29 protein-coding genes, 1 tRNA gene and 1 pseudogene are annotated in these 25,248 nt (G+C 51.9%); 21 read left to right on the top strand and 10 right to left on the bottom strand.

The features are described 5' to 3' along the window. Positions 1-124 precede the first annotated feature (124 nt). Complete coding sequence (locus tag BLP91_RS00285) at positions 125-919, top strand: ParM/StbA family protein (RefSeq protein ID WP_091565286.1); 795 nt, start codon at positions 125-127, stop codon at positions 917-919. Next, positions 909-1,121 (top strand): hypothetical protein, encoded by a 213-nt coding sequence (locus BLP91_RS00290; RefSeq protein WP_091565289.1) that lies wholly within the window; start codon positions 909-911, stop codon positions 1,119-1,121. The genes BLP91_RS00285 and BLP91_RS00290 overlap by 11 nt, the downstream gene beginning before the upstream one ends. 112 nt (positions 1,122-1,233) lie before the next feature. On the opposite strand, the gene selA is transcribed toward BLP91_RS00290, so the two are convergent. After that, positions 1,234-2,646 carry an L-seryl-tRNA(Sec) selenium transferase gene (selA, locus tag BLP91_RS00295; RefSeq protein WP_091565757.1) on the bottom strand — a complete coding sequence of 471 codons (1,413 nt, stop codon included), beginning with the start codon at positions 2,644-2,646 and terminating at the stop codon, positions 1,234-1,236. Positions 2,647-3,549: 903 nt separating this feature from the next. Here selA and BLP91_RS17440 point away from each other — a divergent pair. From BLP91_RS17440 to BLP91_RS17445, 6 genes and pseudogenes are all read left to right on the top strand, one after another. After that, positions 3,550-3,678, top strand: a pseudogene (locus BLP91_RS17440) (type A2 lanthipeptide); the annotation flags it as partial. Positions 3,679-3,699: 21 nt separating this feature from the next. Then, positions 3,700-4,065, top strand: coding sequence for a hypothetical protein (locus tag BLP91_RS00300; protein WP_245661954.1), 366 nt, complete (start codon positions 3,700-3,702; stop codon positions 4,063-4,065). A gap of 391 nt (positions 4,066-4,456) precedes the next feature. Further along, positions 4,457-5,503, top strand: a complete 1,047-nt coding sequence (locus BLP91_RS00305; RefSeq protein ID WP_091565292.1) for an ABC transporter permease — start codon at positions 4,457-4,459, stop codon at positions 5,501-5,503. Further along, a complete protein-coding gene (locus tag BLP91_RS00310; RefSeq protein ID WP_091565296.1) occupies positions 5,500-6,777 on the top strand; it encodes an ABC transporter permease family protein in 1,278 nt (425 codons plus the stop codon). Before BLP91_RS00305 ends, BLP91_RS00310 begins: the two co-directional genes overlap by 4 nt. 6 nt (positions 6,778-6,783) lie before the next feature. Further along, positions 6,784-7,455 carry an ABC transporter ATP-binding protein gene (locus BLP91_RS00315; RefSeq protein WP_091565298.1) on the top strand — a complete coding sequence of 224 codons (672 nt, stop codon included), beginning with the start codon at positions 6,784-6,786 and terminating at the stop codon, positions 7,453-7,455. A gap of 1,004 nt (positions 7,456-8,459) precedes the next feature. Then, positions 8,460-8,630, top strand: a complete 171-nt coding sequence (locus BLP91_RS17445; RefSeq protein ID WP_425412152.1) for an SMI1/KNR4 family protein — start codon at positions 8,460-8,462, stop codon at positions 8,628-8,630. Between the two features lie 284 nt (positions 8,631-8,914). On the opposite strand, the gene wrbA is transcribed toward BLP91_RS17445, so the two are convergent. From wrbA to selD, 5 genes are all read right to left on the bottom strand, one after another. Beyond that, the gene (gene wrbA / locus BLP91_RS00325; RefSeq protein WP_176757720.1) at positions 8,915-9,568 is read right to left on the bottom strand and encodes an NAD(P)H:quinone oxidoreductase; all 654 of its coding nucleotides are present in this window, start codon (positions 9,566-9,568) and stop codon (positions 8,915-8,917) included. Between the two features lie 59 nt (positions 9,569-9,627). Then, positions 9,628-9,792 (bottom strand): hypothetical protein, encoded by a 165-nt coding sequence (locus BLP91_RS16500; RefSeq protein ID WP_176757721.1) that lies wholly within the window; start codon positions 9,790-9,792, stop codon positions 9,628-9,630. Continuing rightward, positions 9,785-10,138, bottom strand: coding sequence for a YolD-like family protein (locus tag BLP91_RS00330; protein WP_091565303.1), 354 nt, complete (start codon positions 10,136-10,138; stop codon positions 9,785-9,787). The genes BLP91_RS16500 and BLP91_RS00330 overlap by 8 nt, the downstream gene beginning before the upstream one ends. 117 nt (positions 10,139-10,255) lie before the next feature. Next, positions 10,256-10,378, bottom strand: coding sequence for a hypothetical protein (locus BLP91_RS17215; protein WP_281220311.1), 123 nt, complete (start codon positions 10,376-10,378; stop codon positions 10,256-10,258). A 133-nt stretch (positions 10,379-10,511) separates the two neighbouring features. Next, the gene (gene selD / locus BLP91_RS00335; RefSeq protein ID WP_091565305.1) at positions 10,512-11,564 is read right to left on the bottom strand and encodes a selenide, water dikinase SelD; all 1,053 of its coding nucleotides are present in this window, start codon (positions 11,562-11,564) and stop codon (positions 10,512-10,514) included. 187 nt (positions 11,565-11,751) lie between these two features. Between selD and BLP91_RS00340 the strand changes: the two genes are divergently transcribed. The 7 genes from BLP91_RS00340 (at position 11,752) to BLP91_RS00365 (ending at position 17,018) form a co-directional block, all read left to right on the top strand. Continuing rightward, positions 11,752-12,036 carry a LacI family DNA-binding transcriptional regulator gene (locus BLP91_RS00340; protein WP_176757722.1) on the top strand — a complete coding sequence of 95 codons (285 nt, stop codon included), beginning with the start codon at positions 11,752-11,754 and terminating at the stop codon, positions 12,034-12,036. After that, entirely contained in the window at positions 12,005-12,328 is a 324-nt protein-coding gene (locus BLP91_RS00345) for a type 1 periplasmic-binding domain-containing protein (RefSeq protein WP_176757723.1), read from the top strand. The genes BLP91_RS00340 and BLP91_RS00345 overlap by 32 nt, the downstream gene beginning before the upstream one ends. 163 nt (positions 12,329-12,491) lie before the next feature. Then, entirely contained in the window at positions 12,492-12,629 is a 138-nt protein-coding gene (locus BLP91_RS00350; protein WP_091565315.1) for a substrate-binding domain-containing protein, read from the top strand. A 2-nt stretch (positions 12,630-12,631) separates the two neighbouring features. Continuing rightward, positions 12,632-12,769: a hypothetical protein gene (locus BLP91_RS16505; protein ID WP_176757725.1), complete on the top strand. Its 138-nt coding sequence runs from the start codon at positions 12,632-12,634 to the stop codon at positions 12,767-12,769. Between the two features lie 163 nt (positions 12,770-12,932). Further along, a complete protein-coding gene (locus tag BLP91_RS00355; RefSeq protein WP_281220312.1) occupies positions 12,933-14,093 on the top strand; it encodes a cysteine desulfurase family protein in 1,161 nt (386 codons plus the stop codon). Continuing rightward, entirely contained in the window at positions 14,093-15,295 is a 1,203-nt protein-coding gene (gene thiI, locus BLP91_RS00360; protein WP_091565320.1) for a tRNA uracil 4-sulfurtransferase ThiI, read from the top strand. The genes BLP91_RS00355 and thiI overlap by 1 nt, the downstream gene beginning before the upstream one ends. Positions 15,296-15,365: 70 nt before the next feature. Continuing rightward, positions 15,366-17,018: a M20/M25/M40 family metallo-hydrolase gene (locus BLP91_RS00365; protein WP_091565323.1), complete on the top strand. Its 1,653-nt coding sequence runs from the start codon at positions 15,366-15,368 to the stop codon at positions 17,016-17,018. Between the two features lie 4 nt (positions 17,019-17,022). Here the strand turns inward: BLP91_RS00365 and BLP91_RS00370 are convergent, their stop codons facing one another. Then, positions 17,023-17,301: a 4a-hydroxytetrahydrobiopterin dehydratase gene (locus tag BLP91_RS00370; RefSeq protein WP_176757726.1), complete on the bottom strand. Its 279-nt coding sequence runs from the start codon at positions 17,299-17,301 to the stop codon at positions 17,023-17,025. 137 nt (positions 17,302-17,438) lie between these two features. Between BLP91_RS00370 and BLP91_RS00375 the strand changes: the two genes are divergently transcribed. From BLP91_RS00375 to BLP91_RS00385, 3 genes are all read left to right on the top strand, one after another. After that, complete coding sequence (locus BLP91_RS00375) at positions 17,439-18,104, top strand: TerC family protein (RefSeq protein ID WP_091565328.1); 666 nt, start codon at positions 17,439-17,441, stop codon at positions 18,102-18,104. A gap of 87 nt (positions 18,105-18,191) precedes the next feature. Further along, a complete protein-coding gene (locus tag BLP91_RS00380) occupies positions 18,192-18,782 on the top strand; it encodes a YkoP family protein (protein WP_091565331.1) in 591 nt (196 codons plus the stop codon). After that, the gene (locus BLP91_RS00385) at positions 18,775-19,890 is read left to right on the top strand and encodes an MGDG synthase family glycosyltransferase (RefSeq protein WP_091565334.1); all 1,116 of its coding nucleotides are present in this window, start codon (positions 18,775-18,777) and stop codon (positions 19,888-19,890) included. The genes BLP91_RS00380 and BLP91_RS00385 overlap by 8 nt, the downstream gene beginning before the upstream one ends. A gap of 68 nt (positions 19,891-19,958) precedes the next feature. Here BLP91_RS00385 and BLP91_RS00390 read toward each other — a convergent pair whose 3' ends face one another. Then, positions 19,959-20,777 carry a metallophosphoesterase gene (locus BLP91_RS00390; protein ID WP_425412153.1) on the bottom strand — a complete coding sequence of 273 codons (819 nt, stop codon included), beginning with the start codon at positions 20,775-20,777 and terminating at the stop codon, positions 19,959-19,961. Between the two features lie 131 nt (positions 20,778-20,908). Continuing rightward, positions 20,909-20,983: transfer RNA gene (locus BLP91_RS00395), tRNA-Gln, on the bottom strand. A gap of 158 nt (positions 20,984-21,141) precedes the next feature. Here BLP91_RS00395 and BLP91_RS00400 point away from each other — a divergent pair. Then, positions 21,142-21,738: a restriction endonuclease gene (locus tag BLP91_RS00400; RefSeq protein WP_245661956.1), complete on the top strand. Its 597-nt coding sequence runs from the start codon at positions 21,142-21,144 to the stop codon at positions 21,736-21,738. Here the strand turns inward: BLP91_RS00400 and BLP91_RS16270 are convergent. Then, positions 21,659-22,225, bottom strand: coding sequence for a hypothetical protein (locus BLP91_RS16270; protein WP_143003423.1), 567 nt, complete (start codon positions 22,223-22,225; stop codon positions 21,659-21,661). The two genes, BLP91_RS00400 and BLP91_RS16270, sit on opposite strands and share 80 nt — an antisense overlap. 384 nt (positions 22,226-22,609) lie before the next feature. On the opposite strand from BLP91_RS16270, the gene BLP91_RS00405 reads away from it, so the two are divergent. Further along, positions 22,610-23,011 carry a secondary thiamine-phosphate synthase enzyme YjbQ gene (locus BLP91_RS00405; RefSeq protein ID WP_091565338.1) on the top strand — a complete coding sequence of 134 codons (402 nt, stop codon included), beginning with the start codon at positions 22,610-22,612 and terminating at the stop codon, positions 23,009-23,011. Positions 23,012-23,125: 114 nt separating this feature from the next. Further along, a complete protein-coding gene (locus BLP91_RS00410) occupies positions 23,126-25,237 on the top strand; it encodes a M28 family metallopeptidase (protein WP_245661958.1) in 2,112 nt (703 codons plus the stop codon). Positions 25,238-25,248 lie beyond the last annotated feature (11 nt).

Genomic DNA, 25,248 nt, shown 5'->3' on the forward strand with positions numbered 1-25,248 from the left:
ATGGGGGGCGGTTCGGCTGAACCCCAATTCTTTTCCCTCGCGATCGGAATGTCCTCCGCCATTCCGTCGTATGTCTTAATAAAGGATTTATCTTTTGCGTAAACATGGTTGCGGAGGGATGTCAATGATCATTGCGGTGGATTGTGGGCGGAGCTGCGTCAAAGTGATCGCGAAAGGGAAACACTTTCTTTTCCCCAGCAAGGTGAGCGGTTGGCGGAAACGGAATTACCGGCAGGAGCTTCCGGAAGACATCGAATTGGAATACCAGGGTCGCAAGTGGTTCGTCGGGAAACTGGCAGAGCGGGAAGGGGAATTTACCCGCCAGGCGATGCAAGATTCCAAGGCGGTGGAGGAGACGCTCATTCTGACCATGACGGCGCTCCATTTGGCAGGGGCTCGGGGAAATGTGACTCTGATCACCGGGCTTCCCATCGATAATTTTACCGATGTGGAGCAGAAAGCGCTGAAGCGTCTCCTGGAAGGCCCCCATCAGGTGAAACTGAACGGGAGAGAACGCTCCTTTTATGTGAAAAAAGTGTTTACCACCATTGAGGGAGGAGGGGCCTTCTTTTCCACACCCCGGATGGGTTTGGTCCGCATTATCGATATCGGGGCCAAAACCACCAATTTTGCCACCTTTCGCGATAAAGTGTTTATCGATCGGGAATCAGGAACCTTGCCCATCGGCTGGGAAACGGTGAAAGTGACCAACATCAAAGAGATGGCGGATTTGATCACCAGCACCGTTTCCAAGACATGGGGCAATCAGGATGTGGTGATGCTGGTGGGAGGGATGGCCCGGAAGTTGGAACCTTATTTCCGGGATCATTTTTACCATGCATTTAGCGTGGAGGATCCTCAGATGGCCAATGTGAAAGGATATTACGAAATCGGAAGGGCTATGATTGATGGGGTTTAAAAAAATCCGCGGGGTCACCTTTGACATGGCCGATCCCCAGGACCGAATGCTGCTGGAACAGGTGGAGAGGGAAACACGCGATTTCAGCCAACTGGTTAAAAACCTTCTCGCCCGTTGGCTGGACCCAGCGATGCAATCGAAAGAGGAAGGGGCCGATGATCGACAGGAAGCGATCCGAAACAGCGGGCTCCCTTTTGGTTAAAGGCTGAAAGCTTTGGTGTTTGGACGGGGAAGGGGGATCTCTATACCGACACGAAAGATCGATTTTAGGGGTCAAAAAGGGGAAGGGACTGTTCCGAAGAACAGTCCCTTTTTTATCTGGTCTCTTCTTGAAGAACTTCTTGAAAAGAGCGGGCAGCTCGGCCAAAATCCTCCGCTTCCAGGGTGCGGGGATCGAGGAGGAGTCGATCTTTGGATACCCGGCCGATCAGCGGAACGGTGGCCTGACGCAGCCCCATTTCCAATCGGGACAAGGGGATCTTACGGGGAGTGACCGCGACACAATAGGTGGCCAGCTCCACACCCGGCATCGATCCTCCGCCTACTTCTGATTGCGAGGGGACGATTTCCGTCTTTAGGGCGTCCCCGCCGGCTTCTCTGATCCTCTCTTCCAACTGAGAGGCGGCTTTGTAGAGCTCCTCCGGCTTCTTCAGTATCTGACGCAAGGTAGGGATCTCCCGAACCGCTTCCTCCGGATTGAGATAATGGCGCAAGGTCGCCTCCAGGGCAGCCAAGGTAAACTTGTCCACGCGCAGGGAGCGGGTCAGCTGGTTTCTTTTCAGCTCCTCGATCCAATGTTTGCGCCCGACCACAATCCCCGCTTGGGGGCCGCCTAATAGTTTATCGCCGCTGAAACTTAAGAGGTCCACCCCGGCGGTGACACATTCCCGGACGGTGGGTTCATCGCCGATCCCGTGGGCTTTTAGATCATACAGAACGCCGCTGCCCAGGTCTTCAAATAAAGGCAGACCATGCTGGCGGCTGAGCGCCACCAATTCCTCCCGGCTGGTTTCCCGGGTAAAGCCGATGATGCGAAAGTTGCTGGTATGTACTTTCATCAGTAGGGCGGTCTCGTCGGTCAGCGCCTGTTGGTAATCCTCGATCCGGGTTTTATTGGTGGTTCCCACCTCTCGGAGTTGGGCTCCGGACTCCCGCATGATTTCTGAGACACGAAAGGAGCCGCCGATCTCCACCAGCTGTCCCCGGGAAACAATCACCTCTTTGCCCCGGGCCAGGGTGCGCAAGGTGTGAAAGACAGCGGCGGCATTATTGTTTACCACCAGGGCGGCTTCCGCACCAGTGAGACGGCAGATGAGCTCCTCCACATGATCGTAGCGGGAGCCCCGGACGCCTTGTTCCAGACGATATTCCAGGTTGCTGGCGGAAAGAGCCACTTGTTGAACCGCCTCGGCTGCCGCCTGGCTCAAGACCGCCCGCCCCAGGTTGGTGTGCAGCACAATCCCAGTGGCGTTGAGCACCGGGGTGAGTCGGGGGTGAGTGAGACGTTGGAGCGTTTCCTCCACACGGGTAACCAACGTTTGGTCCGGTTCTACATCCCCTTTATTCTCCAGGATTTCACGCCGGCGCATGGCCAGGACATCGGCGATGGCCTGGGTGATCCATTCCCGAGGCAGGCGCTCCAACCAGGGGGCCAACTCGGCCCGCTCCAGTATTTGATGCACCGCTGGCAACCGGCGCAGCGCTCGGCGTTGTGTTTCTGTCGGCATGGGCATTCACCTTTCCACTTCATATCCGGTATCCTCATGATAGCGGAGTGAAGGGACCGGTGCAAAACTGTGTGGCAGTTCGATTTCCTATCATGACACTAAATACCATGGGTTCATTTTTACACAACGGATGCACCACAGGCACTAGGAATCGGATGGGCTGGCGCCTGGAAAAGACCAACCGGGGGCCGTTTTCCGGTATCCGGTGATGACCACTTCCGCCTCGTGCCAGTGGATCACCTTTTGCCAGAACTTTGTCCCCTGGGTCATGATAAAGCGATCGAACCATCACTCAAAGTTTTAATTCGAGTGTTATGGCGTCTTCAACCCGGTAAAGCAACCGGCATGAACTACTTTGTTCGATTTGGACAGGACCCGAAAAAACTTAGATTTAAGGTTGCTGTATGGTTTTCTTCAGGATAGGGAAAGGTGGATATCTTACAGTTCAATTAGAAATCATCGAAAGGAGTTGATGTTTCATATGGGTACTTCGACAATTGTAAAAACACAAAATCTTTCTAAACAGTATGGGGAGATTCATTGTGTCAATCATACGCTAAGCCAGGCCCCGATATTCCACGATCTTACAACCTAGTCGAAGTAGCGAAGTTCTCCCGTTATTATCTTATGGAATATCCGGTCTATAGTTGGGAGTACGGGGATGGACTGCTTGTGGTGGGATATCTTGATTGTGTTCTATAAACAACTAGATCTGCTCGGGGAGGGAGCTTTTATCACGGACTAGGCTCCCTTTTTATCCAGGTTATTATAAAATACAGTTATTTACCTGAATTGTGTTATTAGTAATTTTTATTTGCAAAAAACAACAAACTAATTACAATATGGTTTAGGATAGATAAATATCCAATAGATTCATAGAGAGGTGAATTATTGATGTAAAACCTGAAATTAGAAGCCTTAAAAGCAATTAAAGACGTCAGTGATGAAGAACTTTTGCGTGTTACAACAACTGCTGCAAATAGCGGCGGTGTAGTTTGCACAATCAGCCACGAATGTTATTACAACTCAGCATTTTCTATAGGAGGGATTATATTGAAAATCAAAAAAAGGGTTGTTCAGTTGCTTTCAGTCGGGTTGATCTGTGGTAGTTTATCAGTTCCAGCGTCTGCAGCTGAAGTCTATCAAGGTTGGAGCGAAGGGGAACTGAATACTAAGAATGTAGGTATTGAAGCGGTCGATCATAATGGTTGGGTGGAACCCCATCCAGATGACCCCTATCTGGAACGTGCGGCGGGTGAAACTACGTGGAATGGGGTTTATCATTATACCCGTGCCCGTATGGAAAGTGGGGACCAGGTAATAACTGATAGCTTTAGGCAATGGGGTTGGGATTACACAAATGCTAGGTCTCCGTATGCAAACATCTTGTATACAGCAAAAACTTATTATGGTAACTAAGAACAAATTAAATTCACCGTTTAGTATTGGTAATTTCACATTCGAAACAGGGCGGGTATCGAAAAGATACCTGCCTGTTAATCATCTTCTAAACAAGCCAAAAGTGAGTAAATACCAACCGGTTGGATCGAGGGAAAATGTATTTGGGATGCTAATAATGCTCCCTCGTGCGACCATAGAGGTTGGACTGAGGGCTCCGGTGATGGGTGGTCGGGGAAACATATTGGGTATTATACTCGAGCACGTGTGGAATCTTGATTTGACCCATGCAAAATCACGATGTGTAGATTCTAGTTATAGAAGATAATTAAAAGGGAAAAGCAGGTGTTCATTTGCGATGCCTGCTTTTTTCTAAGTACTAAGTTATCCATTTTAAAAAAGAGGGGCGTCTATGCAAATCAGGCAATGGCAACGAGATGGGACCTTGTGGTTGATTGTATTGTATTTGTTGATCAGTATCCTGATCGTCTCCGCAAACTACTATCAGATCAAACAACAAGAGATGGGTATCTTGACCCGGGGGCTGTATGATCCGACGAGTTTCACGTTTACATTACAGGATTCAAGTCGATCCATCGACTGGAGACAACTGGATACGAACAAACCTTTTACGATTTTTAATGAATTAGATACCAAGGAACAATATGCGGATCGGGCCATCTACTTTAAAGATGAGACCTTTGTCCCTCCGATGGTATCGGGTCGGTATTTTACGTCCTCCGATTTTTACAACGGAGAGCAGGTTGCGGTGCTGGGTCAAGAAGTGGGAAAAAGGGTCGGGAAAGAAGATGTGTTTCAAAAAGGTGGAAAGGAATATTTTCGGTTGGCCGGAAAAACCTTCGAGGTGATCGGCCGGATGGGCGCTTCTTATCCCTCGGAGGTAGACGAGTTAGCCCTTGTCAATATGGATGCGATCGATCGATTTCCCAATCTGTATGTCATGAACACCGAGGACAATAGGTTCCAACAAGATCAAGCCTTATCCGTCAATCAAAATCAGATATCTATCCAAGTGATTGATCGAGATGATCATGGAATACAGCGCTACATCGGTATTAACTCCTACCAAAGGGGCATCTGGATCACGATTGCCGGCATCCTATTGGTTTCTAGTCTTTTGTTCAACCAGTATTGGTTCAACAAGAGAAAAACTGAGGTGCTGATTTTATGGCAGCATGGGATTTCGCTGAGCAAAATTTACATACGTATGGCGGTTCAGTATCTTTTGATCATTTCCGCTTGTTACACGTTGGTTTCGATCGGAAGTTCGGTTCTATTTGTGGTCTGGGATAAGATGAATCCTAACTTCCTTACTTCTTATACGTTGCAACTCTTGATGGCGTATGGCTGGATCCTTCTTTTCTCCCTGCTGTCCATTTGGGTATCGAAAAGGAATGGGTTGAAGCCAATGGCCAGGAAAGGAACATCTCGCTCATGAATATGATCCTACGAGAAGTTTGGGAGAGCCTCAAACGCCGAAAATGGTTTTCTGTGCTGATCGCGATTCAGATTACCGCCTTGTTTTTCATCGGTACTTTGTTATTTCTTACCCATACCAGGATTGAAAGCAAATCGGACCGCTTACAACCTTTGGATGAACTGACCCTCTATCAGCTATCCGATGGCCTTGTACCGGACAGTAAATTACAGGCATTTTTGGAACAGCCGGATTCCCTCGATCAACTAAAAACCTTGTATCAAAACTTAGAAGCCCAGTTTGAAGAGCGTTATATCTATCTGTTTAACCAGATGATTGAAGTGAAACTAGGCGACGATCAAAAGTGGGATCCATTTTTTCATGGTTATGAACAAGGGGCACCCATTGAGCGCTTAAAGAAACGCTCCTATAAGCCTATGAAGGCAGTTCAGATCAATGAACATGGGTTTACCCGTTTTTCGATTCCATTGAGTAAAGGAGCCGGATTTTCATCTGAGGATTTCCATTATAATGGAAATACGATTCCGGTCTTATTAGGAGCGAAGTATGAACCCTTTTACAATGTGGGAGATGAAATAACGGCAAAATATATCCAAAAGGATCTCACACTGATCGTTCAAGGATTTATTCAACCTGATACGTTTGTATTTAATTACAACCATCCTGAATTGTATTTGGATCGTTATATCGTGATGCCCGCTTTGCAATTTGACAAGATTCCCCAGACAGAAGCGGATGAATTATTTCAGAAAAGACATTACCTGCAGCTGATCAATGGGACCATTTTTAGTGATGAGGAACCGTATGTAGTTCGCCGCGATTTGGAGCAGGTGAAGAAGGTATCCGATTTTTCCGATATGCAAATCATGGGGGCAAATAGCGATACCCTTAATTTCATGTTCTCGGCAATCCAAGTCAATAAAAATCTATTAAAAATCATGGCGGGCTCCTTATTCCTGGTATGTATACTTAGCATTTCAATCTTAATGATAACCAAGTTTCAAGATAACTACCGAAATATGGCGATTCATCTCGCTTCCGGGGCGACTCTCAATCAGCTGTTTTCTTACTTTCTGGCTGAGATTTTTTTCATGGTGGGATTACCAGGGCTCGTGGTCACGCTCTTGTATCGACAGGTAATCGAAGTGTCCTTTGGGATGTACACCTTGATGAATACAATGCTCTTTGCCGTCATCGTTCTGATCTCCGCTCTGCCTCTTTATTTGCAATTCCGCAAACTTGAAATTAGCAGCTTATTAAAACGATCGGAGTGATTCCCCTTGATCACCTTGAAGGATCTCAGAAAATCATATGAGGTCGGTGAGCGGCAAGTCGATGTTTTGAACGGACTTGATTTGGAAATTAAGCAAGGCGATATGCTGGCGATTATGGGTCGGAGTGGATCGGGAAAATCCACCCTGCTCAATATCCTGGCTGGCTTAGATACTGCAGACAGTGGCGTTTACCAGTATAAACAAGTGTATATCAGCGAGATGAATGGGAACCAACGGGCCCAGTTCCGAAAAAAACATATCGGCTTTATCGTGCAAAATTTTGCGTTGATTGACAGTAAAAACGTATTTGAAAATATTGCCCTGCCTTTGCGTTACAGCAAGTTGTCGAGAGGAGAGATTCGTGATCGAGTCGATCGTGTGTTAGCGGATTTAAGGATTACAGAACTCCAGTCTAAAGCGGTGGATACGTTGTCAGGAGGGGAAATGCAGCGTGTGGCGATTGCCCGGGCACTGATCCAAAACCCCGATCTAATCCTGGCGGATGAACCGACGGGAGCCTTAGATGAACAAACGGAAGCGGAGATCTTAGATATCTTTGCAAAGCTGAATCAGCAGGGAAAAACCCTGGTGGTTGTCACTCATGACCAAGTCGTTGCCGATTATTGTCAACAAATCTACTATATGCAAGAAGGAAAAGTGGCCCCGATCACTTCTTAAGAAAGCATGACTCGCAAACTCGGTATTGTGAGAGGGAGAACGGATTCAACAGGAAATAGCTTTCAGCAATATTTGATTATCCCCGAGAGGGACCACCCTCGGGGGTTTAAAGAAGACGAAAAGTTGAAAGAGTTTGATGTGAACCCCTCTTGGAAGTCCAACTAAGCCCCAATGCCCCCATTTGACCTAAAGTACATCAGAGGCAGCATGCATCATTTGAGTAGAGCGAGACTTGTATTTAAAAACCCCCGCCTGATAGCAAGGACTGGACTGTGCTGAATTAGTTTTGTTGGTAGTTTATTCCCTTTACGGTATAGAGCCACCAAGACGCAAGTGATGCCGGGGGCCGGTCGTAACTCCCTAGAAAGAGGGGTGCGGCCATGCTGGAGAAGATCCTTGCGGTCCTATCTGCTGCAAAAAGCGTTGCTTGAAATCTGGCGTTTCGTGGAAGAACGGATCTCCAGGAGAAAAGGCAAACGCCCCCAGTCTAAGCGCAATGGTTAACGGCCCTTTCGCTTAGTTGGGGGCGTCTCTGCTCCTCATGCGACCGGCCTTCGCCGAGCGTCGCGGTGCATCGACCGTCGGGGGTGCCACCCCAGCGGTCTTTGTTATCCTATGTTCATCATACCCAATTTATTTAGATCGGTAAACAGATGGACGTCGTGCTCGATACTGCTCTGGACACCTGGTTTTCATCCAACTTGGCCGCTACCCTGGGACCGTCGCGGGTGATGCCGCCGGTCCCAGGCTGCGACCTGCGGGATGATGTCTCATTTAGGTAAAGTTAAATGAGACGGTTAAAGACATCTGATTTTCTCAAGGGTTTGAAGACTACAAAGAATGCGCAAAAGTGAACCACGGAGGACCCCCATCCCCGACACATTTCACTTAGATGAATATGGAGAAGGTGTCATCAACCGGCTTCTTAGTTTTAATGAAGATAGCCCCATCCATATCCTCGAAATATAGGAGAGCTAAATACCATACATGATCAACCGAAAGAACTGATCCCGTTTGCCAATGATTCGTTCGGGAATGTTTATTGTTTTGATTACCGGCAAGGGAAAACTCCTTCTCTAGTTGCCTATGACCATGAAGAGGGAGACATCGAACCCTTATGCCGTACTTTTTCTAAGCTTGTGGCCGGGATAATTGAAGAAGATGACGACTTTTAACGATAACGTTTGATTTAACCCATATTTTCAAGAGATGCTGTAGCCCGAGGGTTAGACCTTGGGCTGTTTTTTTAATTAAAAAGAAGCCCAATGAGGAATCGATGAGTACATATAGCCAGTGAAATGGATGTGCAAAGGCGTTTGGGGTCCACATTCATTTGGCGGATTTATCTGCCTAGATGGCTTTTGCCCTTTGACCGCAGCAGGATGATTGTCGGAATAACGAAAGGCTTGTAACAAACAAACCCCACGCTATCGGCGTGGGGTTGAAACTTCTATGTGTCTTATCCCTTGAGACCTTGTTTGACCGCTTGGGCCACTTGGGCAGTGCGTTTGGCTTGATGCTTGATCGCCACTTCCACATCTTCTTGCATATTGCCTTCTTGGTCTACGGTCACGCTGTTGCCGTAGGGGTTGCCGCCGGAGGTGAAGGCCGATTGATCGGTATACCCCGGTGCAGCCACGATGGCCCCCCAGTGATACATGGTGGTGTAGAGCTGGAGAATAGTCTGCTCTTGACCGCCGTGAGGGTTATTGGCGGAGGACATGGCACTGACCACTTTGTTAGCCAGCTTGCCTTGGAACCACAAGCCGCCGGTGGTATCCAGGAAGGACTTGAGTTGGGAGGGCACGTTGCCGAAACGGGTTGGAACACTGAAGATGATGGCATCGGCCCATTCCAGGTCTTCCAGCGTCACTTCCGGTACATCCTTGGTGGCCTCCAGATGGGCTTTCCAGGCCGGGTTTTGGGCAATGGCCGCTTCCGGAGCGGTTTCCGGTACCTTGAGGATCTTGACCTCGGCACCGGTTTCCCTCGCGCCTTCAGCTGCCCACTGGGCCATTTGGTAGTTGGTTCCCGTGGAGCTGTAGTAAATCACAGCCAGTTTCACATCGGACAATTGGATCGACTCCTTTATTTGTGATGATGTGATCCACATTTAGAGTAAACTATACACTTACATTTGTAAAGTAACTAAATAAAAAAAAGAAATCGCAGTTATTTATACCGCATCAATTGGTCGGCCAGCTGCCAGATGCGCTGCTGAATCGTCTTCCGGTCATCCAAGTGGGTGGCGATGTCCAGCAACTCATGATAAGCCTGATGCATCACTTCGCCCGCTGCTTTGTATAGCCGTTCCCAATCCGGGGTCGGTTCAGTCATCTTCCGGAGGCTCTCCCGCTCCCAGGATGATGGAGAAGGGGATCATCTCTTTCTCCCTTCCGTTACGCATGATCAGCCACCGTTCTACGGGATCGATGCGGACGACGTGACCGATGTAGGTTTTTGGTCCGTGCTTGCTGGCATAAGTGATCTCTACCGGCTCTTCTTCGGTCATGGACCACTCGATCATGCGGGCGATTTCCTCCAAGGCATCGGGATCCAATTCCGGTGGGCGATACTCCTCTTTTTTCTTTCGTTCTCGCCACAATTCTTCCTCATGTTCCGGAAGGATCATCCGGTGACCTTCCCACAACTTGTTCCCACGCTCCAATGCTTTCACATGCATCACCTCGACTCCATTATAACCGAACAAACGTTCCTGTATCAGCGGCAATTTCTAACAGGGGCCTGCGGAAAAATCCCTCAAACCAATAGCAGGCATGAGGGGATGAGGTGATGAGGATCATGGGGTCAGTGAAATGCCCAGGCGATCAGTTCGTAGCTCTTTGGTGATCAACATCACTTCCTGTGTTCCATAAGCTTCCGCCAGTGCGAGGATGTCCCGTCTTCGGTCTAGATTGACCATCTGTTTTGTGATCCGAGGAGGTATGATCTAAATAGGAGCGGAGAAAACATTTTCACGTGGCCAACGACCGGGAAAGTGCGGGTTGCACGCAACAAAGCCCCTGCCGAACCTTACGGCCAGGGGCTTTGTGAGTTTATAGCACCCAGATTTTCCCCGGTTGTTCCTCTGTGACGCGGCCGATGATCTGGGCGTCTTCCACCCCCTGTTGATGGAGGGCGGTCAGAGCTTCCTCCGCCTGTTCCTGTGGCAGGGCGGCGAGAAGCCCGCCGGAAGTGACGGCGTCACACAAGATGATGTGCATGGTGTCGCTGACAGCATCGTCGAGCAAAAGGCAGTCGGTCAGGTGCTGGGCGTTGGCTTTACTACCACCGGGCACGACTCCCTCCTCGGCCAGGGCTGCCGTGCGCGGGAGAAGCGGGACCGCCTGCGACTCGATCTCAAAACCGACGCAGCCGGCCCGGGACATTTCCGAGGCGTGACCCAACAAGCCAAAACCGGTGATATCAGTGCAAGCATGTACATCGAAGGCGGACAAAGTCTCTGCGGCCGTCCGATTGAGGGTGGCCATCACCCGGGTCACTCGCTCGATTTCCTCCTCCGTCACTTTTCCGCGCTTGATGCCGGTGGTGTGGATGCCGACACCGATGGGTTTGGTCAGGATCAACCGATCACCGGGGCGGGATCCCCCTTTTCGCCAGATGCGGTCAGGATGAACTTTGCCGGTGACGGCGAGCCCCAGTTTGGGTTCGGGATCATCGATGGAGTGTCCGCCGATGATGGTGGCGCCGGCTTCCTTTACCTTATCCGCCGCCCCTCGCAACATGTCGGCCAACAGGGAAGCATCCAGCTTGCCAACGGAAAAGGCGACCAGGTTGAGCGCTGTCATGGGGGTGGCCCCCATCGCGTAGACGTCGCTCAGACTGTTGGCAGCGGCGATCTGCCCAAAGGCATAAGGATCATCCACCACCGGGGTGAAAAAGTCGACGGTCTGGACCAAAGCCGTCTCTTCGTCCATCTGGATCACACCAGCATCGTCCGGTTCGTCCAGTCCGACCAAGACGTTTCGATTCTCTTGCTCACGGGGTAAATGACGCAGAACCTGCGTCAGGTCCGAAGGACCGATTTTGCAGCCTCAGCCTGCTTTTGAAGAGAGTTGAGTAAGGCGAATTTCGTCCCGTTCTTTCATCCTACTCACCTCCTTGATACCATGTGGGACATCCAGCCTTATTATACTCGAAGTGGGAATGGGGAAGGAAGGCTGGTGAAAAAGAGTGAATTTGGATGAGAAGCGAAGTAGAATGGCGCTGGTGTCATATATAATGGAAAAAGAAAACGGTTGCGCCCCAGGTGGGAAGCGAAAGGAGATCCGATTGATGGCCACGATCAAAGATGTTGCTAAAATCGCAGGCGTTTCCCCATCCACGGTTTCCCGTGTGATCGACGGGAGTGATCGGATTGGCGATCAGACGAAAGAACGAGTTCGTAAGGCGATGAAGGAAGTGAATTACGTCCCCAACGCCATTGCGTGGAGTCTGGCTCGGAAACGAACGCGTACGGTCGGCTTCACCTTGTCGAGACCGGCGGATCAGGCCTTTTCCAATCCTTTTTTCCGAGGTGCTCCGGGGGTTGTCGTCGGTCGCTCAAGAGAGGGATTATAATATCCTTCTATCTATCAGCCGCAGCGAAAAGGAGGAAAGGGAAAAGTGCCTGCAGCTGATTCGGGAGCGGCGGGTGGATGGATGGGTGGTTTCCACCTCCTGGGTGAAAGATATCCTGATCGAGACGTTGCTAAAAGAAGGGATCCCCTTCGTCTTGATCGGGCGGAGTACGGCTTCCTCCGTTACATCGGTGAACAACGACAACGTTCAGGCAGCCTTTCAGGCGACGAAACATTTGTTGCAACAGAGGTATCGCTCCATCGCCTTTTTAAGCGGTCCTCAAAAAATCTGATCGTCAGCCTGGACCGCCTGCGGGGTTATCGACAAGCGATGTTTGAGGCAGGTCTTCCCATTGATGAAAAACGGATTACGGAAGCGGACTTTTCCGAGGAAGGGGGCTTTCGCGCCTTAGTCAGGATGCGAAAGGCGGGGATCTTTTTTGATGCGGGGGTGCCCTGCGCTTTGCCCAGCATGAAGCATTGGCGGTTCCGGATGAACTGGGCATCCTCGGATTTAACGATACGCCGCTGATGGCCCATACCCATCCCCCGCTGACCAGTGTTCGGATCCTCTCTTACGATTGGGAGCCGTAGCGATGGCACTGTTGCTGGAGAGGTTGGAACATCCGGAAAAACAAAACCAGAACAAGGAGCTTTTGCTCCCTTCCTGTCTGGAAGTTCGGGCATCTACACGGCGTGGAAATGGAACCGCGGTGGATTCGGCCCAAATTTGAACAACAGCCGGTTTCTTATTTGGAAAGGGAACCGGCATTTTATGTCTTAAGGAAGCCCATTATGTGCTGTAAGCGGTGGTTGCCGTGCTTCTTTCACCGGGGTATCTGCTGTGGTATGATGATTTTCAGATCGAATCCAGACGGGAATAAAAGGATGAATGGTATGGTATATCTAGACAACAGTGCGACAACGCAGCCGGATCCGGAAGTGATTCGGGTGATGAGCGATGTGATGCGCGATATATATGGCAACCCCTCTTCTCTGCACGGGTTGGGAGGCAAGGCTGAACGGCTGTTGAAACAGGCCCGGGAGACAGTGGCTCGGATTCTGGGGGTTTCCCCGCAAAGCCTAGTGTTTACTTCCGGCGGCACCGAGGCCAACAATACAGCCATTAAAGGGGTGGCTTACCAGCATCGAGGACGGGGACGTCACCTGATCACCACCCAGGTGGAGCATGCTGCCGTCTACGAGGTATGCCGTCAATTGGAAAAATGGGGCTGGGAGGTGACCTACCTGCCGGTGGATCAACAGGGGCGCGTCCGGCCCGAGGATGTGGCGGCGGCCCTGCAGGAGGATACGGTCCTGGTCTCCGTCATGCATGTCAACAATGAGATGGGAACCGTTCAACCCATTCCGGAGATCGGCCGCCTCCTCCAGGATTATCCGAAGGTTCTTTTCCATGTGGATGCGGTGCAATCCATCGGAAAGCTGGAGGTCCGACCTCGGGAATGGGGGGTCGATCTGATGAGCTTCTCTGGACACAAATTTCACGGCCCTAAGGGAGTCGGTTGCCTTTACGTCCGGGAAGGGGTGACGCTCTCCCCGCTGTTAGTCGGTGGCGGCCAGGAAGGGGGCTTCCGCTCCGGCACTCAGAACATGCCGGGAATCGTGGGCTTCACCAAAGCGGCGGTGCTGGCGGAACAGCGGAGGGCAGAAGCTGTTCCTCGGATGTACCGGTGGAAGCAAGAGATGATCGAGGCGGTGACAGACCGACTGCAAGATGTCCGCATCAATGGGGATACGTCGGAAAAGGGGGGTGCTCCCCACATTTTGTCCCTCTCCTTTCCCGGGCTGAAGTCAGAGGTGATTGTCCACGCCCTGGAAGAGAAGGGGGTGGCGGTTTCCAGCAAGTCCGCCTGTTCTTCCAAAGGGGAAGAGCCAAGCCGGGTGCTCAAAGCGATGGGTCTGGATGATGAAACCGCCGTAGGCTCGATTCGGATCAGCACGGGGGCAGACAATCGGGATGAAGATATCCAGCGGGGAATCGAGGCCTTGACCGCGGTTATTCCTCGTTTGCAACACGTGATGAAGGGGGGATCCTGATGAACGATCTGATTTTAGTTCGATACGGTGAGCTGGCGTTGAAGGGGAAAAATCGCTCCGAATTTGAAAACCGGCTGGTTCGCAATATCCGGGAAAAGCTGAAGCCATTCCCGGGGGTGCGAGTGACAAAAACCTACGGACGGGTGTTTGTGGAGCTGAATGGTCAGCCGATGGATGATGTGACCCAAGCGCTGACAGAGGTGTTTGGGGTGATCGACATCTCACCCGCTAGACGGGTGGAGTCCGACATCAACCGGATTCGGGAGGCTGCGCTGCAACTGGTACAGGAGGTTCATCCCCGCCCTCGCACCTTTAAAGTGATCGCCAAACGGGCGCGGAAGGATTTCCCCCATACTTCACAGGAGTTGAACCATCTTTTGGGCAGTCATATCCTGAAAAATACCGAGGGTCTCCAAGTGGATGTGCACCATCCGGAGTTAGCTTTGCGGGTGGAGGTGCGGCAGGAGGGGACTTACTTGTACAATGGCTCCGGACTGCCGGGTCCCGGCGGTCTCCCTGTAGGCAGCAGCGGCCGGGTGATGCTGATGCTGTCCGGAGGGATCGACAGTCCGGTGGCAGCGTATCTAGCGTTGAAGCGGGGAGCCGCCCTGGAAGCTGTCCATTTCCACAGTTATCCCTTTACCAGCGAACGGGCTCGAAAAAAGGTGGAAGATCTAGGCCAGATTCTCACCCGGTATGCCGGGAAGATCAAGCTCCATGTGGTGCCCTTGACAGAGATCCAGACGCAGATCCGGGAACAGTGTCCTTCCTCCTACATGATCACGATCATGCGCCGCTTCATGATGCGGATTACCGAGAAGCTGGCCCGAAAAAATGGGGCGCTGGCGATGGTGACCGGAGAGAGCCTGGGCCAAGTGGCCAGCCAAACCCTGGAGAGCATGAATGCTATCAACGACGTCACCCGTATGCCCGTGCTTCGGCCTCTGGTTGGGATGGATAAGCAGGAGATCATGGAGGTGTCCCGAAAAATCGGTACTTACGAGACATCAATCCTCCCCTATGAGGATTGTTGTACAGTCTTCCAGCCTAAAAATCCAGTGACCCGCCCTGGAGTGGAACGAGCCCGGGAACTGGAGGCCCGTCTGGACGTGGAGAAACTGGTGACTGCGGCTGTAGAAGGAACGGAGCGGGTGGAACTTACTCCGGATCGCCAGGAAGAAGAATTTTCGTCTTTGTTTTAACCCTGTCTCTTGCCCCACCCGATGTTAAAAGGTGGGGTTTTTTACGAGTGGTATAATGGGAGGGGATGGGATGAAACCTTGGAAGGACGAAGTGCTCCAACTGACGAAAGAATTGGTACATCACCCCAGCATCAACGGGACCATCGGGGAACGGGATATCGCCTATCGGATCGTCGATTACTTTCAGGAACTTCCTTATTTCAAAGCGAATCCGGGCCACCTGCGGATGGTGAAAACTTCCTCCGACGAGCGGGAGCGGTATAACGTGATGGCGCTGGTCAAAGGCGGGGATGCCACCTTTCGGGAGACGGTGATCCTGATGGGACATATGGATACGGTGGGGGTGGAGGATTACGGGAAGTGGAAACAGCTGGCTTTTACCCCTGACGAATTGATGAAGCGATGGGAGGGATCAGCGATCCCCGACCGGGTGAGGCAGGATTTGCAGAGGGGAGAGTGGGCCTGTGGCCGCGGTTCCCTGGACATGAAGTCTGGGTTGGCGGGTCATATGGCACTCACCCGATACTTTGCCGAACACCCGGAAGAACTACGGGGAAATATTCTCTTTCTGTCCGAGTGCGATGAAGAGGACAATTCCCGCGGGATCCTGTCTGCGCTGTCGGAGTTTCTTCGCTTGGCCCAGGAGGAGGAGCTGACTTACATCGCTGCTATCAACGCCGATTACACTTCCTCCCGCTTTGAAGGAGATCCCCACCGCTATGTCTATATGGGGACCGTGGGAAAACTGTTGCCCGCTTTTTTCATCGCCGGCAAAGAGACCCATGTCGGTCAGGCCTTCGAGGGGTTTGATCCCAATCTGGTGGCAGCGGAGCTGACCCGCCGACTGGATTACAATCCCGCCTTTTGTGATGAGATGTACGGGGAGACGACCCTTCCTCCCATCTCCTTGAAACAGACGGATTTAAAAACCAAATATGATGTGCAGACACCGATCACCGCATTTGCTTACTATAATTTTTTCGTTACCAGCTGGTCTCCGAAGGATGTGCTGGAGAAGCTAAAAGAAGTAGCCTGGGATGCAGTTAAGGCAGCCAACCGGCTGTGCCGAGAACGACAGCGGCAATACTGCGAACGCACCGGAGATCCTCAGCTCTTTCCGGATTGGACCCCCCGGGTTTACACCTATGACGAATTTTATCATCACTGTTTGACTCGTTACGGGAGCCCATTTGAAGAGAGTATGCGTCTCTTTTCCATGAACCTCCTTAATGAAAAGGAGTTGGATCTGAGGGACTACTGTTGTCGAATGGTTGAGGAATTGTGGAGCTGGGATGAGCAAAAAACCCCCGCCGTGATTCTGTTTTACGCCTCCATGTATATTCCGCGGATTGTCCTCAATCATCGAGAGAAACGGGATCAGCGGTTGATTCGAGCCGTAAAACGAGCTGTCGAGGAGATTCAGCAGATGTGCCCCCATCCGATTAAGGTGCGCAATTTCTTTCCTTATATCTCCGATATGAGTTTCGTGGCCATCAGTGACGATCGAGAGGGGCTCAGCTCCCTGGAAAAAAATATGCCCGCATGGGGCACCAAGCATCAGATGAACGTAGACGCCATACGGGCGCTGGATGTGCCAGCGGTCAACATCGGTCCCTACGGTATGGACGCCCACAAACAGTGGGAACGGGTGGAGGTCGCTTACTCCATGGAGACCGTCCCCAACCTAAATTACCGGGTGATCAAGGATCTGGTGGGGAAATGACCGCTCACCCGGTCAGGGTCTCGATCACTTGAGCGAGCTGAAAATCCTTTTCCGATATCCCGCCGACGTCATGGGTGGTGAGTCTCACCTCGACCTGGCCGTAACGGATGAGCAGGTCCGGGTGGTGATTCGCCTCCTCGGCGGCTTCAGCTATTCGTTCCACAAATCTCACCCCGTCCATGTAAGAGGGGAAGCGGTACGTTTTCATCAAAGTGCTATTTTCTTCTTTCCAGCCGTTTAAACCAGACAAACGGTTTTTAATCTCTTTGGAAGAAAGCTTCATGCCTGAGATCATCTCCTTTGTAAGGGTTCTTCAGCTTCTGTTCCCTGTGGTTTGTTCCGGGAAACGCATGTTTATGTTTGAGAGCGATATATTGAAGAGTAACGTCGTATGGCTCTTAGAAGGGTTGGTATCAAAGGATGGATACACAATTTTGGTTCGGTTTTTTCAACATTATTATCTTGGATCTGGTTTTAAGCGGCGACAATGCGGTTGTGATCGGGATGGCCGCGCGCAAGTTGCCGGATAGGCAGCGGAAACAGGTGATTTTGTATGGGACAGGCGCTGCTGTGTTGCTGCGCGTCACCCTGACGCTGATCGCGGTCTGGCTGTTAAAAGTGCCGCTGCTAAAAACGGTCGGAGGTCTCCTGTTGATCTGGATCGCCATTAAACTGTTGGCCGATGAGGGAGAAGAAGCGGATATCCATGTGGGACAGGGACTTCGCTCAGCGATTAAAACGATTATCGTAGCCGATATCGTCATGAGTCTGGATAACGTATTGGCAGTCGCTGGTGCCGCTCACGGAAACTTTTGGCTGGTTCTGTTCGGTCTCGCTCTTAGCATCCCTCTGTTGATGTGGGGGAGCAAGACCGTCGCTTCCATCATGAACCGCCTCCCTTGGCTCGTATATGTGGGTGCCGGCATTTTGGCCTACACGGCGGGCCAATTGATCGTCGATGATCCGGTGATACACGAGAATGTAATTGTATACGCTGAGTTTCTCAGCTGGCTGATTCCGACTGCGCTGGTCCTGTTGGTGCTGTGGGTGGGTCACGCCTGGAAAGAAGCTCGTTCCCATCGCTAAATTGTTGCTCTGTGGACGGGCTTTCGTATGCCCTTTACCTTTTTAGCGGATACTAACATCGGTTTTTCATGAAAGGAGGGGTGAAGAGTGACGGGGGCTTTACTGTCCGTTTGGCGTTGGATTGATAAATTTTACTACCGTTTGACCCGTTTGCAGTATGTGGATGAATCCGGTCAGAATCTGTTCCGTGTGGTTGTGAAGCCTTATCGCGGAGAGACATTGATTACCCGGGACGGCGTCCGGTTGGAAAAGGGGGATCTGTATGCCAAGCTTCATCTGCACAACTTCCGCATCGCCCAATTGTTGACGGAAAGAAGCAAAGCTGACGGGCATGGGGGAATTGTGGAGGAGCTGTTGGTGCTTCGGCAGATCCGTCGTTCCTTTCCTGCTTTGGCCCGGTATTTAGAAGGACACCCACAAGGGCCTGAGATCCACGTGTTGTTGGGGACCACCTTTCTGCACCGAGGGGCGGGGCGACTGGGATTTGATGTGCAGACTCTTCCGGGCCGATTGCGACCCTTGCTGAAGTCGTTTTTTCTCAAGTGGATCTTGGTTTGTTGCCACCCCCAAGGCTGGGGACGAGTTTCCGAGCACAGGCATCATCTTGTTCCCAAAAGGGTATTCATTTCTAAGGAGCAATTTAACCAGCAACATATGCGGGGTCGAGATCATGGATAAGGTATTGGTATTAACAGAAACCATTGGAGGAAGCGGACACTTTCAGGCAGCGCGGGCGATTCGCAGGGGACTGAACCGCTCGGAATCTGATTTGGATGTGGAAATCGCCTGTGGGTTGCCCTTTTTCAGCCGTAATCTGGAAGGGATGGTTAGAAAAGTATACTTAAACACCATTCAATACGCACCGGGGTTGTGGGGAGCGGCGTACAGCAAGGAGCGGGAGTTTAGCGAAACCTTCCGCAGTTCCCTGTCCCGGATGTTGGCCGGTAAAATGAGGGAGCTCTTGGACCGGAAGCGCCCCCGTGTGGTGGTTAGTACTCATGCCTTTTGTTTGGGGGCGATCGCGGAAGCCAAGGAGCGAGCAGTGCAACCTTTTCAGCTAGGGGCTGCCATCACTGATTTTGATGTCAACGGTTTTTGGGTTCATCCTGCCGTCGACTTTTACTTGGTCGCCCATGAATATGTGGCCGCTAAGCTAAAAAATCACTACGGGGTCCCCGATCGGCAAATCTATCGCACCGGAATTCCGATCGATCCCACCTTTGCCGACCCCGCACCGGAGCCAGAGGTGTTTCGGCGCAGGGTGGGGATTTCGCCGGATGCTTTTACCGTTTTGTTGATGGGCGGCGGAGTGGGGTTGGGACCTATCGAACAGGCGATCATGCAGTTTAGCAGGGATATGTGCGACGCCCATCTGGTGGTGGTTACTGGAAAAAACCAGGAGCTCCTGGAACGGCTGAAATCACGTTTTCAGACGGAGAGGCAGGTTCATCTGTTTGGCTATATAAACGGGATGCGCGATTTGATGAAGAGTTCCGATCTGATCGTCACCAAACCGGGGGGCCTGACCAGTTCGGAAGCACTGGCCTCGGGTCTTCCCATGCTGATCTGCCAACCGATTCCGGGGCAGGAGGAGCGGAACAGCCGTTTTTTAACAGAACACCGGGTGGCTCTTCGTCAGGATCAGCCGGAAGAGATTCCCCGCTATATCCGTTCCTTCGTTCAATCGCCCCAGCGATGGGAAACGATGCGAGAACGTGTGAGCCAACTGGGACGTCCCCGCTCCGCACTCGATGCTGCTGACGTGATTGCTGAACATATCCAGTAACCGACCGAAGCAAAAGAACCCCTTCTTTGACCGTTGGTCAGAGAAGGGGTTCTTCTGTAAAAAATTCTTTACGCCGACGGGCCGCTGCCGATGCTGTGAAAGGTGATTTCCGGACGGCAGCGCAGGCGCATCTTGAAACCGGTCTGTCCCAGTCCATCACTGATATAGAAGGCGCGGTTTTTATGGTAATGAAGGCCGCTGATAATATTGAGGCTGTAGAGTTTGCCCATCTTTTTCAGGTGATACGGTTTGGGCCAATGGATCTGTCCGCCGTGGAAATGGCCAGACAAGAGATAGTCAAAGTGATGATCCATTTCCAACACGATTTCAGGGTCGTGGGTGAGCACCAGGTTGATTCCCTCTTCCACTCCTGCAAAGGCTTGATCGGCATTGCTTCGATTCGTATAGTGGTCATCGATGCCGATAATGTTCAAGGTTTGGTCGCCGATGGGGACGCGAACGTGTTCGTTTTTAAGCACCACGCATCCCCGTTTCTCCATTTCCCGTTGCAGATACGGAAGATGGTCAGCGATCACGTAATCGTGGTTCCCAAATACCGCGTACATCCCGTAACGGGGTTGAAGATCCTTCAAAACGTCCATATATTGCAAAAAGCGATCCGTCATCGAGACGGTATCGAGATAATCTCCCGTCAGCGCGATCAGGTCGATTCGCTCTCCCTGCACCTGTTTCAGCAAGGCTTCCGGGCTGATGGATAACCTTTCCATATGAAGATCGGATAAATGTAAAATTCGAAGTCCGTGCGTATCCAGTGGGTGAGAAACTTTGATATCAATCTGTTTCACCAGCGGCCGAAAGGTATTCCAACGCGCGACAGCCCAGATGGTGAACAAAACAGCGATGAGTGCGAGAACAATCCAGACAATCGTCATGGTTCTCACTCCTCTCTACATAAAAAACGGTACAACCATATACGTTCATATGGTAAAACATCTGGTCGGTAAAGTCGAGTGATCAAACCATGAAAAAACCTTGGATTTTACCCAAGGTTTTCCTGTGGCTGGGGAGGCAGGATTCGAACCTACGCATCACGGAGTCAAAGTCCGTTGCCTTACCGCTTGGCTACTCCCCATTATATTCGCCTTGTTTCCATCGGTGCCTCGGCATTTTCATTGTGTCTCAGCGACGGCGATTTTATACAAAAAACGCAAGAAAAATACGTTGTTTGGATCCGAGAGAAATCGACCAGACTGGATGACGACGGACTCAATAACAGGAGGCGGAGAAAGAATGGAATGGTTTGCGGGAGGTTCTGTATTCGTACTGCTGGTGGCGCTGGTCCATCTCTTACGCAAAAACAGGGAGCTGGCCAACATGAGATCCCTCTGTGTGGATTATTTTAGCCCCTCAGACGAGGTGAAGAAGACCTTGCTCAAGGGATTGACTGAACGGTTCCGGCGGGAGAGAGCGAAGGACTCCAAATACGACTTTGCACATTTTGTCGCCAGGGTACTGGCGGCCGGCTTGGGCGGGAGCACCTCGGTTACCAAACAGACTGGGGACCTGGGGGTGAATATCGAACATCAGCGTGCGGACGGACTTCATCTGATCCAGGTGAAATGCATCAACGAGCCGATCGACTTCGAACCGATCGCTATCATTCATTCACGGATGGTGAAGACAAAAGCGGCGGGAGGCTGCGTGGTCACCAGTGGAACCTTTACCCCGGCCGCTCGTTCCTACGCCGATGAGACGGGCATCCAACTGATCGACGGCCACCGGCTGGTAGATCTCTGGCTGCAAAACGTCACCCTAAAAACAGAAGCCTGGGATGCTCATGTGAAATCCCCCGCAAAGGGACACAGAACCGGAGTACAGGAGGCTTGACAGCGGGGATGCGGGAAGCAATAAAAAAAGCTTTCCGCATTTTTGTGCCGGAAACTCTAAAGCGTTCTTGGGACCGTCTTTTCACCAACTCTGCCACCCTGTCGACCCAACGGCCGGCGGGGGTGCGTCTTAAAATCTGATCTACTGCCATCGCCACGACGACGGCTCCCGCTTCCTGGGCGGTAAGCGCTGCACCCAGGGCAGTAAAACCACCAGCCCAGATACTGCCACCAGTAGCGAGGGTGAGGATGCCGTCGATGACGGCGGCAGTGATGATGACGCCGGCTTTCTCCCAGCCGTCTAACCCTTGCCACCAGTCGGACAGACCCTCTAATAATCCGGCAAAGTAGGCGTCAGCGATCTCGAAACTGCTCGAAACTGTGAGGGCGGACAGGGGAGCGACGATCCAGGCCCCTACGGCAAACAGCCGGGCATAGGGGGTCCAGGACAGCGTCTTGCTCCGGGACAAAAACCAAAACTGCCACAAAAGTTAATAGCTCCACAAAAACTGAACCCATGCATCTCTTGCCTGGGGGATGAAGATCCAAGCCAGGACCGCCAATCCCAACAGCAGCCAGGTCAGCACCATATAAGCTTTTTTTATCGCCTGAGGAGCAACGGATGCGCCTCTATCCATCGTTTCCGACGCTACTCAATGTAATCCAACAGCGTCGTACTCCATCGGCGCATCGATTCCACCAAGGGCATCCCTCCTTTAGGTGGTAGATTTGTTCTATATTTGTCAATCCTAAAATTCTTCCAATGCATGTTATCTAGAACAGTGGGTGTTCCTGACACAGGTATAGGAAAAGCCAAAAGCTGCGTTAAAATGAAAAGCAAAGAAAAAGTATAGGAGAAATGGGGTGGTAAGATGCTTACATCATTTACTGTTTCCACTAACCGCCGGGATGAGCTGGTGGAGATCACCTCCGAGTTGGAGGCGATTCTGCGGGAACAGGCGGTTCAAAATGGGATTCTGGTGGTTTATACGGCCCATACCACTGCCGGGATCACGATCAATGAAAACGCGGATCCCGATGTGAAACGGGACATGCTCATGCGGCTGGATGAAGTGTATCCTTGGGAGCATCCGAAATATCGGCACGCCGAGGGGAATTCGGCTTCCCACCTGAAAGCCAGCACCGTCGGTGCTTCCCAAACCCTGATCATCGAAGAGGGACGCCTGTTGCTGGGTACTTGGCAGGGGGTTTACTTATGCGAATTTGACGGTCCCCGGCGGCGACAAGTGTACGTGAAAATCATGGCAGGTTGATGAAGAAGGTGAAGGGAGATTCCCTTCATCTCTTTTTCTGTTATGAGTAGGATTTTTGAAACATTTGTCTAAATATTTAGTAACATACGATCATGCCAAAAGGAGGTTCTCGGTGTGAGACGACGACGCATCGCTTTGGCGGGCATTTTGACCGCCGCGCTGGTGACGACTACCAGTTTTTCGACGGGTGCCTGGCCTGTCCAGGCTCAGCCATCGGAAGGGTTGACGGGCTTCAGCCCAGAGATGAACAACTGGCAGCAGCAGTTTGAAGAGCGTTATTCTGAAGGGGTTCGCGCAGAGAGGATCAAAAAAGATTCTCGCGCTATGAGCCAACGGCCGTCACAGGTGGCCAGTGAAGGGAACGACGCCTCCCTGGATTATGCTGTGAAGAAATTGAAAAAAGCTGGGTTGAACCCGAAAGTAAAAAGCTATGATGTGTATCTGTCCACACCGAAAAAGATTTCAGTGACCCAAACCGCTCCGGAAAAAAGGGAACTGCAGGTGATGGAAAACCTCCCGAAAGAGACTCCCTTTAAGGAGGAAGTGCTCCCGGGGTACAACGCCTATTCTCCCGCGGGGAAAGCGGAGGCGGAGTTGGTCTATGCCAATTACGCCCGGCCGGAGGACTTTGCAGAATTGGAAAAGCGGGGTGTCTCGGTGGAAGGGAAGATCGTCATCGCCCGCTACGGCGAGAATTTCCGGGGGGTGAAGCCGGATCTGGCCGCCCAACACGGGGCGGTGGGGATGATTATCTACTCCGATCCGGCCGATGACGGATACAAAAAAGGGAAGGTCTACCCCGACGGCCCTTGGCGGCCGGCAGACGGGATTCAGCGGGGCAGTATCCTGCCCATCTACCAGTATCCCGGGGACCCCTTAACCCCGGGTACGCCATCGATTCAGGGGGAGAAGCGGCTAGACCCGGAGGAGGCAGACCATCTGCCGACTATTCCCACCACCCCGATTTCTTATGGGGAAGCGAAACATTTATTGAAGAGTATGGACGGACCGAAAGCACCGCAGGAGTGGCAAGGAGGCCTTCCCTTCACCTACCATCTGGGACCGGGTTCCGCCAAGGCGAAGATCGATCTCGATATCGATTATGAACAAAAACCGGTCCATGATGTGATCGTCAAGATCCCCGGGAAAACATACCCGCAGCAAACCATTGTGATCGGGGCTCACCGGGATACTTGGGGCTATGGCACTCAGGATAATATTTCCGGTTGGGCGACGACGATGGAGATCGCCCGCGTATTGGGGAAAATGGCCGAAAAAGGTTGGCAGCCCGAGCGCACGATTGTGCTCGCCGGCTGGGACGGGGAAGAGTATGGACTATTGGGCTCCACGGAGTGGGCTGAGGAAAAACGGGACCCATTGATGAAACATGCGGTGGCTTATCTCAATTTGGACGGGGTCGGTGGCAAGTATTTTGACGCCAGTGCGGTTCCTTCGCTGAACCATTTGATCACCTCGGTCACCAAAGATGTGACGGAACCCCGCAACGGGAAGAGCATCTATGAGGACTGGGTGGAGCGTTCCGATGGTGAAAAACCGACCATCGGACAACTGGGGAGCGGGTCGGACTATACCGCCTTCCTGCAACACAACGGAGTCCCCTCGATCGATGCGGGCTTCAGCACCCCCGGCGGACAGTATCACAGCGCTTATGACAACACCGATGCCATGGAACGGTTTTTGGACCCGGGCTATCAACACCAAGCTGCCGCGGCAAAAGTACACGGCATCCTCGCCCTTCGTTTGGCCAATGCCGATGTACTGCCCCTTCAGTATTCTGCTTACGGGGAAACGGTGGAGAAGCTCCTGTTGGAGCAGGTGGAAAAGGGTGCTTCTAAAGAAGAGTTGAAAGGAGCCATCGAAGCAGCCAAAGCTTGGCAGGAAGCGGCCCGAAACTTGGAAAAAGAAGCGGATTCCCTGATCGAAGATGGAATCACCCCTGAGGAAAGGGAAAAACTGCGCTCGATTAACCGCGCCTTGCTTAAGCAAGAGCGAGATCTGATGCAGGAGGAGGGCATCCCCTCCCGTCCCTGGTATAAACACCAGATCTGGGCACCGGGTCTGACCACTGGCTACGCCGCCCAACCACTCCCGGCGCTGGCGGAGGCGCTGGAGTCGGGGGATGAGAGCGCGGTCCAACAAGCCGCCGACTGGCTGGAGGCATCCCTCCAGGATGCCGCGGACACCGCCCAATCTGCTGTCCGATGAAGAAAAAAGAG

The organism is Melghirimyces thermohalophilus, from assembly GCF_900102685.1.
GTDB classification, from domain to species: Bacteria; Bacillota; Bacilli; order Thermoactinomycetales; family DSM-45169; genus Melghirimyces; species Melghirimyces thermohalophilus.

Coding starts and splice junctions, on each gene's coding strand:
- BLP91_RS00285 (WP_091565286.1), top strand. CDS start 125: ATGATCATTGCGGTGGATTGTGGGCGGAGCTGCGTCAAAGTGATCGCG.
- BLP91_RS00290 (WP_091565289.1), top strand. CDS start 909: ATGGGGTTTAAAAAAATCCGCGGGGTCACCTTTGACATGGCCGATCCC.
- selA (WP_091565757.1), bottom strand. CDS start 2,646: ATGCCGACAGAAACACAACGCCGAGCGCTGCGCCGGTTGCCAGCGGTG.
- BLP91_RS00305 (WP_091565292.1), top strand. CDS start 4,457: ATGCAAATCAGGCAATGGCAACGAGATGGGACCTTGTGGTTGATTGTA.
- BLP91_RS00310 (WP_091565296.1), top strand. CDS start 5,500: ATGAATATGATCCTACGAGAAGTTTGGGAGAGCCTCAAACGCCGAAAA.
- wrbA (WP_176757720.1), bottom strand. CDS start 9,568: ATGTGGATCACATCATCACAAATAAAGGAGTCGATCCAATTGTCCGAT.
- BLP91_RS16500 (WP_176757721.1), bottom strand. CDS start 9,792: ATGACTGAACCGACCCCGGATTGGGAACGGCTATACAAAGCAGCGGGC.
- BLP91_RS00330 (WP_091565303.1), bottom strand. CDS start 10,138: ATGCATGTGAAAGCATTGGAGCGTGGGAACAAGTTGTGGGAAGGTCAC.
- BLP91_RS17215 (WP_281220311.1), bottom strand. CDS start 10,378: ATGGTCAATCTAGACCGAAGACGGGACATCCTCGCACTGGCGGAAGCT.
- BLP91_RS00340 (WP_176757722.1), top strand. CDS start 11,752: ATGGCCACGATCAAAGATGTTGCTAAAATCGCAGGCGTTTCCCCATCC.
- BLP91_RS16505 (WP_176757725.1), top strand. CDS start 12,632: ATGGCACTGTTGCTGGAGAGGTTGGAACATCCGGAAAAACAAAACCAG.
- BLP91_RS00355 (WP_281220312.1), top strand. CDS start 12,933: ATGGTATATCTAGACAACAGTGCGACAACGCAGCCGGATCCGGAAGTG.
- thiI (WP_091565320.1), top strand. CDS start 14,093: ATGAACGATCTGATTTTAGTTCGATACGGTGAGCTGGCGTTGAAGGGG.
- BLP91_RS00365 (WP_091565323.1), top strand. CDS start 15,366: ATGAAACCTTGGAAGGACGAAGTGCTCCAACTGACGAAAGAATTGGTA.
- BLP91_RS00370 (WP_176757726.1), bottom strand. CDS start 17,301: ATGAAGCTTTCTTCCAAAGAGATTAAAAACCGTTTGTCTGGTTTAAAC.
- BLP91_RS00375 (WP_091565328.1), top strand. CDS start 17,439: ATGGATACACAATTTTGGTTCGGTTTTTTCAACATTATTATCTTGGAT.
- BLP91_RS00385 (WP_091565334.1), top strand. CDS start 18,775: ATGGATAAGGTATTGGTATTAACAGAAACCATTGGAGGAAGCGGACAC.
- BLP91_RS00400 (WP_245661956.1), top strand. CDS start 21,142: ATGGAATGGTTTGCGGGAGGTTCTGTATTCGTACTGCTGGTGGCGCTG.
- BLP91_RS00405 (WP_091565338.1), top strand. CDS start 22,610: ATGCTTACATCATTTACTGTTTCCACTAACCGCCGGGATGAGCTGGTG.